The following is a 13,979-nucleotide window of genomic DNA, read 5'->3' as shown; positions in this document are numbered from 1 at the left end:
TTTCTTACCTATGGTCAGCCCTGTTGCGTCACCACAGGTTCCGGTTCGCCGCCCAAAGCGACAATCAATTGCGCTGCGCGCTGCTGCAGATCAATACCAACTTCAGCATCCTGCCGCAGCGCCTGCAAACGTTCCAGAGCAGCCTCGACATTGCCTTCAGAAACATCAATCAACGCCAGTTGCTCTTCAGCCAGCAGACGCAGCGGCGCGCCCGGCGCGGCAAGCGCCTCAAACTGTTGGCGACGGTCGTCTGCCGGCAAGGTTTCGCTCTGCAAAAGCAGGGCCTTGAAGCTTGCAATGGCGCGGTAAATTTCAGGCAGATCGCCCTGAACGGCAACAGCATTCAGGCTGTTGACCGCATCTTCGCGCGATCCAGCCTCGACCTGGGAGGTCGCCAGCAACATGTTCAACACGGCGTCCCCGCCGGGCGACACGGTCTCAATGCTCTGCAATCCGGCAGCTCGTGCCTCGGAACCGTTCTGAGTCAAAGCGGCAAGAATCGAGTCTCCCAGTTCTTGTGCCTGCGCCGCGTCGCGGGATTTGCGGTATTCGTTAAAGGCCGCGCCCCCCACGATAAGCACCACGGCAACTACACCGACCCAGCCCCAGCGGCGCAACAGCAGGTACATGCGGTCGCGGCGCACCTCTTCCGTGACCTCATCAATGAAACTGTCTGTGTCGCTCATCCCTGCCCCCTGGGCTGTGTGTCTTGTCTAAGTGCGCCATGTCATACCCCGGCACCAACGCCAAGCCAAGGGTCGGAATTTGCACATTTTCACCCCCGGGCGTTACTCTTGCGAAAAAAAGTAAACCGAACTATTCAGTTCAGTGTAGAAAAGACATAGCCTAAGCCCCATTTCTAGGCGTACACGCCTTGTGTTTTTGGGCAGAGAATTCTAGGAGAATCCCCGTATGCGTTTGATTTCATTCATCAACGCCATTCTGGTCATTGTAGCATTGTATTTTCTTGTATTCGAGCGTGATGCGCTGTTTGCATTCGCTGGACGTGGCGAAGCAGCGGAAACAGCGCAAAATGAAGCTGCTGTAGTCGAAAATTCTGAAATCGCGGCGGTGGGTGTTGTCGTCCTGCGTTCGCAAGCGCGCGAGATTGACAGCGCGGTCTTGTTGCGCGGTCAGACCAAGGCAAATCGGCAGGTGGAAGTTCTGGCGGAAACCACTTCGACCGTAATCTCTGAGCCCAAGCGCAAAGGTTCATTTGTCGAAGCCGGGGATGTTCTGTGCGAGCTTGACCCCGGCTCGCGCCCGGCGCAACTTGCCGAAGTCATGGCTGGCAAGCTTGAGGCCGAAAGTCGTATCCCCGAGGCCGAAGCCCGCCTGCAAGAAGCGCATGCTTTGGTCGCCGAGGCCGAAATCAATCTGACCGCATCACGCAAGCTTGCTGAAACCGGCTTTGCTTCGGAAACCCGCCGGATTTCCAGCGAAGCCGCGATGAGCACCGCCAAAGCCGGGGTGAAATCGGCAGAGGCCGGATTGGAAGCCACCCGCGCCGGAATCGAAGCCGCAGCCGCAGCTGTTGAGGCCGCACAGCGCGAGGCCAGGCGTGTGATCATCACCTCGCCATTCAAAGGTCTGCTGGAAAGCGACACTGCGGAACTGGGCAGCCTGATGCAGCCCGGATCGCTCTGCGCCACGGTTATTCAGCTGGATCCGATCAAGCTGGTGGGCTTTGTGCCCGAGACCGAGGTCAACCGCGTCATTGTCGGTTCCGAGGCATCTGCAACGCTGGTCACTGGACGGCAACTGAATGGCCGGGTGACGTTCCTCAGCCGCTCGGCCGATGAGACGACGCGCACATTCGAAGTGGAAATCACTGTGCCCAACTCCGATCTGACCATCCGCGACGGCCAGACCGCAACCATCCAGATCGCCGCCGAAGGGGCCAAGGCGCACCTGCTGCCACAATCCGCACTGACGCTCAGCAATGAAGGTCAATTGGGTGTACGAACGGTCGGCGCAGGCAACATTGTCGACTTCAAGCCGGTCCAAATTCTGCGCGACACCGCAGAAGGCGTCTGGATCGGCGGGCTGCCGGAGACGACTGACATCATCGTCGTTGGGCAAGAGTTTGTGACCCGCGGCGTCACTGTGAAACCCACCTATCGGGAAGCATCACAATGACAGGTATTGTCGCCTGGGCCGCTGATCGGGCCCGAATGGTTCTGGCGTTTATCGCCATCTCGCTGGTTATCGGCGGGTTTGCCTATGTCTCGTTGCCGAAAGAGGGCGAGCCGGACATTGAAATCCCTGCCCTTTTCGTTTCAGTGCAGTTCCCAGGCATTTCGGCGGAAGACTCAGAAAACCTTCTGGTCAAGCCGATGGAGACCGAGTTGGCGGATCTCGACGGCCTGAAGGAAATGACCTCGACCGCTGCCGAAGGCTATGCCGGTGTCGCGCTAGAATTTGATTTTGGCTGGGACAAAACCGCGATCATGGCCGATGTCCGCGACGCGATGAACACGGCACAGGCGGATTTCCCGGAAGGCGCGGAGCAATATTCGCTGACCGAGATCAACTTTTCCGAGTTTCCCATTGTCATCGTGAACCTGACCGGTGCGGTTCCCGAGCGCACAATGGCGCGCGTTGCCAAAGACTTGCAGGACGAGCTTGAGGCGCTGGATTCGGTGCTTGAGGCCGGGATCGCAGGCAATCGTGATGAGATGCTCGAGGTTGTCATCGATCCTCTGCGGCTTGAGGCATACAACGTCACCGCAGATGAGCTGATCAACGTTGTTCAGAACAACAACCAGCTAATTGCAGCGGGTGAGGTCGAAACTGCGCAGGGCACATTCTCGGTCAAGATTCCGTCGTCGTTCAAAACGGCGCAAGACGTTTATGGCCTGCCGATCAAGGTCAACGGCGACCGGGTCGTAACTCTGGGTGAGCTGGCGCAAATTAACTATACCTTCGAAGACCGCGCCGGAACGGCCCGGTTCAACGGGGAATCGACTGTCGCCTTGCAAGTGGTAAAGCGCAAGGGCTTCAACCTGATCGACACAGTTGCGCAGGTGAAAGAGACGATTGCACAGGCCAAAACGAAATGGCCGCCCGAGCTTCAGGCCGCCGTCGATCTGGGCACGTCCAACGACCAAAGCCGCATCGTTGGCTCTATGGTCAGTCAGTTGGAAGGCTCGGTTCTAACCGCAATTGCATTGGTGATGATCGTGGTGCTGGCTTCGCTGGGCACACGGGCTGCCCTACTGGTGGGTTTTGCGATCCCTACCTCGTTCCTGCTATGTTTTGCCTTCCTGGCGGTCATGGGTGTCAGCGTTTCCAATATCGTGATGTTCGGTCTTATTCTGGCGGTCGGGATGCTGGTGGATGGCGCCATCGTTGTTGTCGAGTACGCCGACAAACGCATCAAGGACGGCGTCGGCCCGATGCACGCCTATGTCGAGGCGGCGCAACGCATGTTCTGGCCCATCGTATCGTCGACTGCGACAACACTCTGCGCCTTCCTGCCCATGCTGTTCTGGCCCGGTGTGCCGGGTGAGTTCATGGGTATGTTGCCTGTCACGCTGATCTTTGTTCTTTCGGCGTCTCTGATAGTGGCTCTGATTTACCTGCCGGTCATGGGCGGTGTATCCGGCCGGTTAAGCCGCATCTTCGACCGATCCTCGACCTGGTTGCGCGCACGCACGCCTTGGTGGCTGCGGGCGGTGATGGTGCCACCGTCGTTGTACATGATCTTTCTGGGCGCGATGCAGACCCTGAACCCCGACTATTTACTGCCCGGAGGTTCAATAGCAGGGGCGCTTCTGTTCCTGTTCGGGGCGTTTGCTGGCTCTGTCACCCTAAGCGCGGCCAGGATCGAACGCAAAGTAGAAGAGCGTGTTCATTCGGCCGACGAACACACCCCCTTTGGTCATGTGGTTAGATTCCTTGTTGGCAACCCGATCATGCCTATCGTGTCTTTGGCGGCGGTATTCATTGCGGTCTATTCGGTGGCTTTCATCTGGTTCCCCCAAGAGTCCCGCGGCGTCGAATTCTTCGTAGAAAGCGAACCGGAACAGGCCACCGCGTATGTCCGCGCGCGGGGCAACATCTCGCTTGTGGAAAAAGATGGCATGGTCTTGGCGGCAGAAGATGTGATCGCGGCCCACCCTGCCGTTATCAACGTGTTTTCTTTCGCGGGCGAAGGCGGTCTGAACCAGAACAACGGGGGCGCTCAGGAACCTGCCGATACAGTGGGCCGCGTTCAGTTCGAGATCATCCCCTGGGAAGACCGCCCCAACGTCTCGGAATCGGTCCTGTGGGGCCTGTTCGATCGTAACTTTGTTGCGCCTGAATTTGACGGCGACTTCGTGATTGACGAAATCAACGCGCAACTTGCGGAAATCCCCGGCATCGTCGTCGAAATCCTGCCGCTTGAGCAAGGCCCAGCCTCAGCCAAGCCTGTACATTTGCGCATCAAGGGTGACGGGTGGGAAGATCTGACCACGGCGACGCTCGCCGCACGCGAGATGTTTGATTCCACGCCGGGTCTGATCAAAACCGAAGACACCCTGCCCCTGCCCGGCATCGATTGGCAGATCGACGTGGACGTCGCCAAGGCCGGTCGGTTCGGAGCCGATGTAGCCACGGTTGGCGCCATGGTGCAGTTGGTGACGCGCGGCATTCTGCTGGGCGAGATGCGCCCGGACAGCAATGATGAAGAGATTGAGATCCGTGTGCGCTTGCCTGAACAGGATCGCGTCCTTTCGACACTGGATGCGCTCAAGGTCCGCACGCCGGACGGGTTGGTGCCTTTGTCCAACTTCGTGACACGTAAGCCCGTGGCCAAACTGGCCGAGATCAACCGCGTCGATCAGCAGCGCTATTACGACGTCAAAGCCGATGTCGAACCGGGGCTAAGTAAGGTCACGACCGAAGGCCCCGATGGTGAACTCGTGCGGCTGGCCGTCATGAGGGAAGTGGCAGAGGGTGCCACGCCAACTGGTACGGTGTTGAACAGCGCAGGCGGCAAGTCGTACGAGCTGGTTCAACTGACCGGGGCAGAGAGTATCGATCAACTGCGCGGTGCAATTGAAAACGGCGATGCTCAGTTCGCGCTGATCAACCCGAATGAACGGATCGCGGTTCTGACCGAATGGCTTGAAACCAGCCCGTTTGCCAATTCGATCAGTTGGGAATGGACCGGCGATCAGGAAGAACAGGCAGAATCCGGTGCCTTCCTGGTGAACGCGTTCATGGGCGCTCTGGGCTTGATGTTCGTCATCCTGTTGGCGCAGTTCAACTCGTTCTACAACTCGGTTTTGGTTTTGCTGGCAGTCATTCTTTCGACCACCGGGGTTCTGATCGGTATGATCGTGATGGAACAACCGTTTTCGATCATCATGACCGGGACCGGCATCGTGGCGCTGGCGGGAATTGTGGTGAACAACAATATCGTTCTGATCGATACCTATCAGGAATACAGTGCCTACATGCCCCGGATCGAGGCGATCATCCGCACCGCGGAAGCTCGGATTCGCCCGGTGTTGCTGACCACCTTGACCACGATGGCTGGTCTGACACCGATGATGTTCGGTCTGTCGCTGGATTTTATCAATGGCGGCTATTCCATCGACAGCCCCACTGCCCTGTGGTGGAAACAGCTGGCAACAGCGGTGGTCTTTGGTCTGGGGATCGCGACTGTTCTGACATTGATCGTGACCCCGTCCCTTCTGGCGTTGCGGGTTTGGGTGACGACCTATGTAGTGTGGCTCAGCCGCTTGCTGGCGCGCGTTACCGCAGGCCGATCCAGCCAGATTGCGCAGGATATGGCCATTGGTCTCTCTGCCCGTCAAATGCAGGCAACCGAGATTATTTGGGAGGATGAATTCCTATCCGGAAGGCCGACACAAGACGGCGGTTCGAATCAACCCGATCATCCTTCAGAGCCGCCTTTAAAAGCCGCTGAATAACATAAAGGACCGGAACTTCCGGTCCTTTTCTATTCGGCTGAAATCACAGACGAGACCATGTCTGGTGTGCGCAAATCTCATGCTCACAGCCCTTCACCAGCAGTTTATCCCCCTGCAACGTCATTTGCGGTACGGCGTCTACGTTGATCAGTGGAACCCAGAACTCACCGCCGCCATACTTTCCACTGCCTTCGCTGGCGACATCCCAGAACAGCTTTTTCCCGACGTTTGGCGTTTGGACTTGCTTGCCTGACGCGTCATAGGCCGAAAGAATCTGGCCGCAAAACTTATCTCCACAGGCTGAGATTTTGATGTGTGAGATCAGGTTCTTTCGATCCGGTTCGGTTTTCCAATCCCCGACGATGGGGTCCGCCGCAGCGGCGACAGGAAGAAAAACCGCAATAGCAAACGGCAGCAATCGTTTTTTCACTCTGGTAACCATGGCAGCAACCTCCTTCGCTCATCGTATCCTACCACATATCGCATTGTGCAAGGAGCCTAGGCCGCCTCTCCGTCTGATTGCTGACGACTCCAAAGTTGAGCATACCGCCCGGACCTTGCCAGCAGTTGATCATGCGTACCCTGTTCGATGATCTCTCCGGCCTCGAGAACCACGATCTGATCCGCCTCGGCTATGGTGCTGAGGCGATGGGCGATGGTGATCACTGTCCGCCCTTTGCCTGCGCGAGCCAGAGCATCCTTGATGTCCTGCTCGGTATCCGTATCCAGCGCCGAGGTTGCTTCGTCCAGCAACAGGATCGGCGGGTTTTTCAGCAAGGTACGTGCAATCCCGACGCGCTGTTTTTCACCACCCGAGAGTTTCAGGCCCCGCTCGCCCACCTTGGTGTCGTACCCATCCGGTAATAAGGAAATGAAATCGTGAATCTGCGCCGCTTTGGCTGCGGCTTCGACTTCTTCCATGGTGGCACCGTCACGGCCATAGGCGATGTTGTAGCGTATGGTATCGTTGAACAGCACCGTGTCCTGCGGCACGACACCGATGGCAGAATGCAGGCTGGCCTGCATTACGTCGCGAACGTCCTGACCGTCGATCTTCAACGCCCCTTTGGTCACATCATAAAACCGGAACAAGAGCCGCCCGATGGTCGATTTACCCGATCCCGTTGCCCCAACGATGGCCACGGTTTTCCCGGCCGGGACAGTCAGGGACACACCCTTGAGGATTTCGCGTTCCGGGTCATAGCCGAAATGCACATCCTCAAGCGTGACTTCGCCCCCGTTCACCTTCAGGTTCGGCGCACAGGGCTTGTCTGTAACCTCGGCGGGTTGTTCAAGCAGATCGAACATTTGCCCCATATCGACCAGGGATTGCCGGATTTCCCGATAAACCGTCCCAAGAAAGTTCAATGGCACGGTAATCTGGATCATGTAGGCGTTGACCATGACGAAATCGCCCACCGTCAGGCTGCCGCTCTGCACACCCATTGCGGCCAGAACCATCACACCGATCAAACCGCAGGTGATCAGGAGCGACTGTCCGAAGTTCAGAAATGCCAGCGAATAGGCCGTCTTCAGCGCGGCCCCCGCATACGCCTTCATCGACACGTCATACCGTTCAGCTTCGCGGGTTTCGGCATTGAAATATTTGACAGTTTCGAAGTTCAGTAAGCTGTCGATGGCGCGCTGGTTGGCCTCGGTGTCCTGATCGTTCATCTCACGCCGCAGCTTCACCCGCCATTCTGTCACCGCAAAGGTGAACCAGATATAAAGGCCAATGGTTGCGGCCACGACAACCAGATACCAGACGTCGAACAGCCACATCAGGATGATGGCGACCAGCAACAGTTCCAGAATAAGCGGCCCGATCGAGAACAGCATAAAGCGCAGCAGAAACTCGACCCCTTTGACGCCCCGTTCGATGATACGGCTCAGCCCGCCGGTGCGTCGGGTGACGTGGTAACGCATCGACAGGTTGTGGATGTGCTGAAACGTCTCGAGCGCAAGCGCCCGCAAGGCTCGCTGACCGACAGGGGCAAAGGCCGCGTCCCGCAATTGCTGAAAGCCCACCGTCATCATCCGCGCCACGCCATAGGCCACGGTCAACCCAACCGCGCCCAGCGCCAGCGGCGGCACGCCCTCACCCGCCAGTGCGTCAACCGCACCTTTATAAAGGATAGGAGTATAGACCGCGATCAGCTTGGCCAGAACCAGCATTCCCATGGCGAGGACCACGCGGTGTTTTACCCATGGCTCATCTTCGGGCCATAGATAAGGGGTAACCTTGCGGATTGTCCGCCAGCCCGAGCTGCGTTCGTCATCTGACACCATGTCTTGCGAAGTCATAGGAGCTGTGCGTCTCATCACGTGCCTTGTCTGCGGTCAGAGTTAGACCTCTGCCCATAAAAGGCCAGAAGGGCTGATTATTCCGGGATTGTAAAGATTTGCCCGGGATAGATCAGGTCTGGGTCGCGGATCAAGCCACGATTGGCTTCGAACAGCCGCACATAAAGGACACCATCGCCAAATCTATCACGCGAGATGGCCCACAAAGTGTCGCCCTGCTGCACCGTGACAGACCGGATCGAGGGGGTTGCTTGCGGCGTTCCCGTCTGATCCACCTCCGTTGCGGCCTGCAATACGTCAAGCGGTTCACGTTTGAACGGGGTTTCGACCCGGCTGAGGACCGTGCCATCCGTGTTCACGGCGTCAACCCGCAGTGTGTAGACACCAGGGTCAATGTCCTCCAGATCGCTGCGCCAGGATCCATCCTGATCCGGGGCAAGATCTGCAACCAGACGATTGTTCAGGTACAACCGAATAGCGGCCCCATCCTGAACGCGTCCTGTCAGTTGCACGTCGCCGGTATCAGAATACCCGATCGTATCCAGCGCGACCTGCTCAGGCGGGGTATCCCGCACGACCGGAGGCTGCACCAGTTCAACACCCTCTTCGCCAGATCGCAGCACGGCGACCTGCTGGTCCTGCTCTGGGGTTTCGTCAGGCAGATCGGCGGTTTCAACTGTCTCAGCCTCGGGCTCGGAAGATTCAGATTCCGAATCTTCTGCTGCGGCACCGGCATCCGGCTGCGTGTCGTCGACTGTGGCCACCTGCTCCTGCACGTCCTCCGACGTGCTCTGTTCGGCTTCGGGCGTTGTCTCGGCAACAGGTTCTTCTTCGACCGGCTTGGGCAAGGCGGCGATCAAATAGTCGTCGGATTGCGTCGTTTGCGCCCCGTCCGTACTTTGCAAAACAAGCCCCTGTGCGGACTCGCTGAAGGGGATTGTCACAAATTCCGCAAACTGACCGCTGCCATCTACGGTAAAGGAATGCGCGACTTCGCCGTTCAGCAGAACCTCAATCTGGCTGCCGGGTTCTGCGTCACCCGAAAGAAGCGCGGTGCCGTCAGTCTCGACAAAAATCTGGTCCAAGACCGGAGGCGCGGCTGGCGCGGGCGCACCCTCTGCCTCTGCGGCGTCGGCTGTTTCCGTCTCAACCGGGTCTTCTGCTGTTGCAGGTGCTTCGTCTGTCTTTGCGGTGCCGGGCTCAGACGGCTCTGCTCCTGCAATCTCTTCCGTTACCTCTGCTTCTTCCGGCACTTCTTCTGCCGGTTCAGAAACAACCGGGGCAGAAGCGGTTTCCTGCGGTGCGCTTGCATCAGGCTCAGGCGCGTTGGTGAAGAATCCGGACAGATACATGCCCCCCGCAGCCAATATTGCAACAAGACCCGCAATCACTCCCCAGATGAAATTGCCCGAGCTTCCGTTTCCCGATTTGGCGTCCATTATTTTCCTTTCACTCCACCGAGCAAAAGCTTTACGTTCAAAAGCCTTCCGGCGGACAGTTGAGCCAACTTATCAATCCCGCTATCACGGGTCAAAACCTCTGACACAACCCCGGAGCCCCCCTTTGATGTTTCAGAAATCAATCTGTGTGTATTGCGGGTCACGCAATGGAGCCGAGAAGTCTTATTCTGAAACCGCAAGGCAGTTCGGCATGCTACTTGCGCAGGAAAGCTGGCGGCTGGTTTATGGTGCCGGGGATGTGGGTTTGATGGGTGAAGTGGCCCGCGCCGCGCAAAATGCCGGTGGTGAGACCTTTGGCGTCATTCCGGTGCATCTGGTTCAGCGTGAGGTCGGAAAAACGGATCTGACCCATTTCGTGATCACCGAAACAATGCACGAGCGCAAGAAGGTCATGATCATGAACGCCGATGCGGTGGTCGTGTTGCCCGGTGGTCCCGGTTCATTAGACGAATTGTTCGAGGCACTCACATGGCGCCAGTTGGGATTGCACGACAAGCCCATCGTAGTGGTGAACGTGAATGGATATTGGGATACGTTGCATACGCTGTTGGATCAGGTGATCGGTCAAGGTTTTGCCGACGCGTCCCTGTCGGACTTTATCACATGGGTTGAAGACGCCGATGCGGCCATGGTCGCCTTGCGTGACAAACTGAACTGACGCTGGAAAACGGTGCGGGCGGAAAATCCGCCCGCCGTATTGATCAAGCCAGTCGGGCCTTGGGTTTCAGGCTTTGGTGCAAAACCTGCTCGACCTTGTGCAAAGGATGATTGGTCAGGGTCTTGTTGACCTCGGCCACGACCTTGCCCAGTACCTCAGTGTGCAACCGGCGCCGGAGCAGACCCAGAACATGAGGGCTAGCTACCAGAACCAACCGGTTATACGCCCCTTTCAGCCCTTTGCGATTCAGCAAATTCGCCAGGTCCTGCACAAACAAGGATTTTGCATGGGCCTTCCATGTCGGATCTTCTAATGCGGATTTTTGTTTTGGCCCACCGTCATTCCGGCGACCTGCACGGTCTGACGGCTTTGCGGTCGGACTGTCCTGTTCTTCAACAGCGACAACGACAAGATTGGGATCGTCTGCATCGGTGATGTTCTCCATCACCAGCGCTTTTTCACCATCTGCAACAATAACCCAAGTTCCCTGTGTAAGTGCGACCATTGCGATCTCCTGTTAAGGTTGTTCTCCGGGTATCCCTCGACCTGCCGGGCACACGAGTTCGTTGACGCACCAACTGTGCGCAGCCCGGTCATTTTGATTTGGTGTGCGGTTCTCTCCCTCCGCCCTACAAAGATGTGTATTGCAGAGTGGCAAACAAGATGCGGTTGAACCGAAAGGGAACACATCGGCGGGTTTTCACCTGCGGGTCATCAACCCTTTAGGCAGACATCTCGATGACGGTGATTTCGGGCGTCACGCCAAAGCGCACCGGCAGGATCGAACATCCGATACCGCCCGACACCACCAGATCGCGCGCGCCTTCGCGCACATGGCCATAAGCGTACCGGTTGCCGAATTTCGACGGTACTACGGGCGACCATCCAAACAGACGCACCTGTCCGCCGTGAGTATGCCCTGACAGTGTCAAAGCCACCCGGTCGGGCATTTGAGGGAAAATATCGGGCTCATGCGCCATCATCACAACCGGTGCATCATCGGTGATCTGGGCCATGGTTCCTTCCAGATCATCCAACCCCTGCGTCTTGCCATTGCGCCAGATCGCCAGTTGATCCTCAAGCCCTGCCAGCCAGATGCCAGGGGTCTCGAGTTTCACGGCGGCATTAGACAAAACCGCAATACCGTTCTGTTCAAGAATGTCGGCATAGCGATTGGGCCCTGCTCCACGGCGCTGTGCCGGCTTGTCATCCCACCAGTCATGATTGCCCAGCACGGCAAAGACACCATTCTTCGCCTCAAGCCCTGCCAGCACAGGTGCTAGATCCTGCATCTCAACGGTATCAGAGGCACCCTTGTGGCTTGCAAAGAAATCGCCCAGCAGCAGGATCACATCAGGTGCCAGCGCGTTGGTACGACGCACAACCTGCCTCACGCGCTCCAATCCAACATAGGGCTCGCCCACATGAAAATCGGACAGCACGGCAATCCTGAGCGGTGGTGCGGTCCAATCGTCCCGCCGCACGCGCCATTTACGCACGCGTAGCCGCACTGCGGGTTCGATGAAAAACCCGTAGGCTGAAGAGATTAGACCTGCCAGCGTCACCGCCAGCAGGCCCTTTATAAACCGACGTCGGTTCAATTCACTACATCCGCGACGCGACGTTTTCCCAGTTCACCAGGTTGTCGAGGAAGTTCGACAGGTAGGCGGGGCGTTTGTTGCGGAAGTCGATGTAGTACGAGTGCTCCCACACATCGCACCCCAGCAGGGCGGTCTGACCAAAGCACAGCGGGTTCACACCGTTCTCTGTTTTGGTGATAGCCAGCGCGCCGTCTGCGTTCTTGACCAGCCACGCCCAGCCCGAGCCGAACTGACCGGCACCAGCGGCGCTGAACTGCGATTTGAACTCGTCAACCGAGCCAAAGCTCTCGGTCAGCGCCTTTTCCAGTTCACCAGGCATGGCATTGTCGCCGGGGCCCATCATTTCCCAGAACTGGTTGTGGTTCCACAGCTGGCTGATGTTGTTGAAGATACCGTTCTGCGCCACTGCATTTGCGTCGTAGGTGCCAACGATGATCTCTTCCAACGACTTGCCGTCCCACTCGGTGCCAGCGATCAGCTTGTTGCCATTGTCGACATAGGCTTTGTGGTGCAGGTCGTGGTGATATTCCAACGTTTCCGCGGACATACCCTTGGCTGCCAGCGCATCATGTGCATAAGGAAGATCAGGAAGTTCAAAAGCCATGTCGGCCCCCTGTTAAATGAAAGTTGCGGTTCCCAACGGTTAAATGCTGTGGCAGCCGCCGCAGGTCAAGGGGCGAGACAATAAAACCCGGAGGTCCGCGATGCTGACACAGGTGCGCAAGATGTTCTACCGTGCCCGCGGCTACTATGAAGGCAACCTGAACGGAGAGCCATTTCGCCTGGACCCCTACCATTCGAAATTCTGGCGCAAAGCCTCTGCTGGTGCTTGGGAACCCGAAACCTTTGCGGTGTTGGATCAGTTCCTGTCTCTGGAAAGCGATTATCTGGACATCGGGGCATGGATCGGCCCCACGGTCCTTTACGGCGCCCGCAAGGCGCGTCACGTGTGGTGTTTTGAACCGGACCCCACCGCGTACAGGCATCTGGCCTGGAACCTGGATCTGAATGGTATTCAGAATGTATCGGCCTTTGGCGTCGCCCTGTCCGACAAATTTGGCGTAGCCCGCATGGCGTCTGTTCGGGGCGAGCCGGGGGACTCCACCAGTTCGCTTCTGCATGACGGGGCGCATGGGTCTGATGCGTTGACCATCGCGTGGGATCAGTTCTCGGCCGCAAACGATCTTTCCCGCGTGTCATTGGTCAAGATGGACATCGAAGGGGCGGAATACACGGTTCTACCGACACTGGTGCCCTGGCTAAAGGAACATCGACCTGCGCTCTACCTTTCGACACATGCCGGTTTGCTGGACCCGAAAGTCCGAAAAGACCGTATGGATCAGATCGCAAATCTTCTTTCATTCTACTCAGAGTGTCAGGCAAGCGGCCAACCCGCTGCCGGGTTCGAAGGTTTGACCAACGAAACGGCCCTGTCCGGCTTCGAAACGTTTTTGCTGACGGGCTGAGAGTTACACTTAGCCCGACAACACCAAGACGATTTAATACAGGCTGCCAGATGCGATTGGTTTACACGCGCCTTTTCCAAAAGGACGTGTCGATACATTTGATTGTGGGAAACTGACCCGCATTTTTAAGGCGTTACTTTTGGGATCGAGCGTTGCGGTGTAGGCGACCCTATAGTTACCCGTCGCCTGCGCAGGTAACGTTACGCGCCACGACAGGCGGTACTCTCCTTTTCGTGTCTTTTTGAACTGTGCATCAATTGGAGTTTCAACATCAATATTATTCAGCTCGTTCGAATACCGAATTGCCCCGTCATAGGCCCTTGCGAGACCATTATCCGCGTCAACACTCAAGATCACCGTGGACGGAATCCAACCACGGTCCTGTGTGCTGTGTAGGTCGCAATCATAGCTTTTCACTTCCGCCTGCACCGCAGTTGCGAACAGGCCAAAAGCCAAGAAAAGACACGCTAATTTCATTTAAACTACCTCGTTCCAAAGTCTTTCCATCGTCACCTTGAAAGCCTCGCCCTGCTTTCTAGCGTGAGAAGAGCGTGTACGAGTTGAAT

The 13,979-nt window shown here is 57.2% G+C and carries 12 protein-coding genes; 4 read left to right on the top strand and 8 right to left on the bottom strand.

Annotated elements, in window-relative coordinates:
- Positions 1 to 14: 14 nt before the first annotated feature.
- The gene (locus tag ALB80_RS00505) at positions 15 to 686 is read right to left on the bottom strand and encodes a hypothetical protein (protein ID WP_050602072.1); all 672 of its coding nucleotides are present in this window, start codon (positions 684 to 686) and stop codon (positions 15 to 17) included.
- 226 nt (positions 687 to 912) lie between these two features.
- On the opposite strand from ALB80_RS00505, the gene ALB80_RS00500 reads away from it, so the two are divergent.
- Positions 913 to 2,139 carry an efflux RND transporter periplasmic adaptor subunit gene (locus tag ALB80_RS00500; protein ID WP_050602071.1) on the top strand — a complete coding sequence of 409 codons (1,227 nt, stop codon included), beginning with the start codon at positions 913 to 915 and terminating at the stop codon, positions 2,137 to 2,139.
- Entirely contained in the window at positions 2,136 to 5,924 is a 3,789-nt protein-coding gene (locus tag ALB80_RS00495; RefSeq protein ID WP_050602070.1) for an efflux RND transporter permease subunit, read from the top strand. The genes ALB80_RS00500 and ALB80_RS00495 overlap by 4 nt, the downstream gene beginning before the upstream one ends.
- A 43-nt stretch (positions 5,925 to 5,967) precedes the next feature.
- On the opposite strand, the gene ALB80_RS00490 is transcribed toward ALB80_RS00495, so the two are convergent.
- From ALB80_RS00490 to ALB80_RS00480, 3 genes are all read right to left on the bottom strand, one after another.
- Positions 5,968 to 6,366: a DUF2147 domain-containing protein gene (locus ALB80_RS00490; RefSeq protein ID WP_050602069.1), complete on the bottom strand. Its 399-nt coding sequence runs from the start codon at positions 6,364 to 6,366 to the stop codon at positions 5,968 to 5,970.
- 56 nt (positions 6,367 to 6,422) lie between these two features.
- Positions 6,423 to 8,228, bottom strand: coding sequence for an ABC transporter ATP-binding protein/permease (locus tag ALB80_RS00485; protein WP_216597657.1), 1,806 nt, complete (start codon positions 8,226 to 8,228; stop codon positions 6,423 to 6,425).
- A gap of 77 nt (positions 8,229 to 8,305) precedes the next feature.
- Positions 8,306 to 9,667 (bottom strand): LysM peptidoglycan-binding domain-containing protein, encoded by a 1,362-nt coding sequence (locus tag ALB80_RS00480; protein WP_050602067.1) that lies wholly within the window; start codon positions 9,665 to 9,667, stop codon positions 8,306 to 8,308.
- A gap of 127 nt (positions 9,668 to 9,794) precedes the next feature.
- Here ALB80_RS00480 and ALB80_RS00475 point away from each other — a divergent pair, with 127 nt between their 5' ends.
- A complete protein-coding gene (locus ALB80_RS00475) occupies positions 9,795 to 10,346 on the top strand; it encodes a TIGR00730 family Rossman fold protein (protein WP_050602066.1) in 552 nt (183 codons plus the stop codon).
- Between the two features lie 43 nt (positions 10,347 to 10,389).
- On the opposite strand, the gene ALB80_RS00470 is transcribed toward ALB80_RS00475, so the two are convergent.
- From ALB80_RS00470 to ALB80_RS00460, 3 genes are all read right to left on the bottom strand, one after another.
- The gene (locus tag ALB80_RS00470) at positions 10,390 to 10,851 is read right to left on the bottom strand and encodes a host attachment protein (RefSeq protein ID WP_050602065.1); all 462 of its coding nucleotides are present in this window, start codon (positions 10,849 to 10,851) and stop codon (positions 10,390 to 10,392) included.
- 217 nt (positions 10,852 to 11,068) lie between these two features.
- Positions 11,069 to 11,947 carry a metallophosphoesterase gene (locus ALB80_RS00465; RefSeq protein ID WP_050602064.1) on the bottom strand — a complete coding sequence of 293 codons (879 nt, stop codon included), beginning with the start codon at positions 11,945 to 11,947 and terminating at the stop codon, positions 11,069 to 11,071.
- 4 nt (positions 11,948 to 11,951) lie between these two features.
- Entirely contained in the window at positions 11,952 to 12,551 is a 600-nt protein-coding gene (locus ALB80_RS00460) for a superoxide dismutase (RefSeq protein WP_050602063.1), read from the bottom strand.
- Positions 12,552 to 12,651: 100 nt separating this feature from the next.
- Here ALB80_RS00460 and ALB80_RS00455 point away from each other — a divergent pair, with 100 nt between their 5' ends.
- Positions 12,652 to 13,413 carry an FkbM family methyltransferase gene (locus ALB80_RS00455; protein WP_050602538.1) on the top strand — a complete coding sequence of 254 codons (762 nt, stop codon included), beginning with the start codon at positions 12,652 to 12,654 and terminating at the stop codon, positions 13,411 to 13,413.
- Positions 13,414 to 13,446: 33 nt separating this feature from the next.
- Here ALB80_RS00455 and ALB80_RS00450 read toward each other — a convergent pair whose 3' ends face one another.
- Positions 13,447 to 13,890: a hypothetical protein gene (locus ALB80_RS00450; protein ID WP_050602062.1), complete on the bottom strand. Its 444-nt coding sequence runs from the start codon at positions 13,888 to 13,890 to the stop codon at positions 13,447 to 13,449.
- Positions 13,891 to 13,979: the final 89 nt, after the last annotated feature.

Source organism: Ruegeria sp. 6PALISEP08 (genome assembly GCF_001238295.1).
In the GTDB taxonomy this organism is placed as follows: Bacteria; Pseudomonadota; Alphaproteobacteria; order Rhodobacterales; family Rhodobacteraceae; genus Ruegeria.
Note: the sequence above shows the minus strand (reverse complement) of the source record. Positions and strands in the feature narration are given on the sequence as shown.